Below are 1,289 nucleotides of genomic sequence, written 5' to 3' on the forward strand. Positions count from 1 at the left end.
AAGATCGTCGTTGTGGGTACGACGGGGCAGTACGGATATGTTGACGGAGTCCGAGTCTACGAAATCAGCTCCGCCGACTACTCCGCCATTGACTCCATGACCGCCGCCCAAGTCGCCGCTAAGTGGCCGTATGTAGACGATGCCAAGCATGTCAATGCGGTGTATATGGGCAACGCGGGAAAGAATCTGCTTCCCGGGTCGCCGGACTCGCTGCACGCCAATGCTGTTGTGACGAGCCAGTATTCGTTGATGCTCAACGCGACGGCAACCTTCCAGGACAGCGCTATGGTTATCCCGGTTCTCCCAAGCCAATCGTACAAATTTTCGGGCAACACTTCGTCGGCTAACTGTGGATTTGTTGGCGCATTTTTGGACGATAAGCAGGCCAGCATCTCAGGGATTGCGGGAGGAGGCTGGTTACAAGGACTGACGTTTACCACGCCGTCGAATTGCAATTATGTTCGAATCGTCTTCACCAATAATGCAGTTGGGTCGTTCGTGCTTTCTAACTGGCAGCTCGAACTAGGATCAGCAGCTACAACGTTCGAGCCCAAACGCGGCAGCTATTTGTACTTCCCCGGCGCCCAACTCCGCAGCAACGTAGACGTCTCCGTCGCCGACACTCTGTATACGGATGGAGATGGCAAGCCGAGGGTGACGCGGAGATTGTGGGAGATGGTACTAGATGGATCGCTGACGTGGACGTTTTTCGCCGACTACACGGGTTTCAAATCTGTCTACGCCGGATCCATCCAAGCTACAAACAATAACCACAATGCCGTAGGAATAAAATACGACGGAAAGATTCTGAAAACAGAAAATAGCGGCAGTGCTCCATCATCTGCCGATGTTCTAAAAATGTACTACTCATATTCATCGGCGGTTCACGTTTCAATTTCTGACGCAGATTCCGGATGGGGCGAGACATACACGCCAAGCGCTGCGGAGATCGCGGCATATTTTTACGGTTGGAAAATGAACAACGGCACCTTCGGTACGGCCTACAACGGCAGCGGAACGAAGACGTGGACGCGCTGGGACGCAACGAGCAATACGGGCGCTGTAACGACCGTCCCTTCGGATTACGCCGCATCCACATTCACGCCGTATCGCCTGATCTACCAGCTCGCGGCCAGCGTAGACGAGGCGGTAAATTACGAAGGCGATCTCGTCCTCCATGAGGGCGGCAATCAGATCGAGGTGGGGACCGGAGTAGTCGTGCGGGAGGCGGCTAAACCTGCGTTGGCGTCACAATGGTATGTATTTAACGACACGACGACGAGTGTCAG

The 1,289-nt window shown here is 54.2% G+C and carries 1 pseudogene; it reads left to right on the forward strand.

Annotation, left to right across the window (positions count from 1 at the left end):
- Nucleotides 1-1,289 (forward strand): annotated as a pseudogene (locus ACFSR7_RS36480) (hypothetical protein); the annotation flags it as partial.

This window comes from Cohnella sp. GCM10020058, from assembly GCF_042683485.1.
GTDB lineage: Bacteria > Bacillota > Bacilli > Paenibacillales > Paenibacillaceae > Cohnella.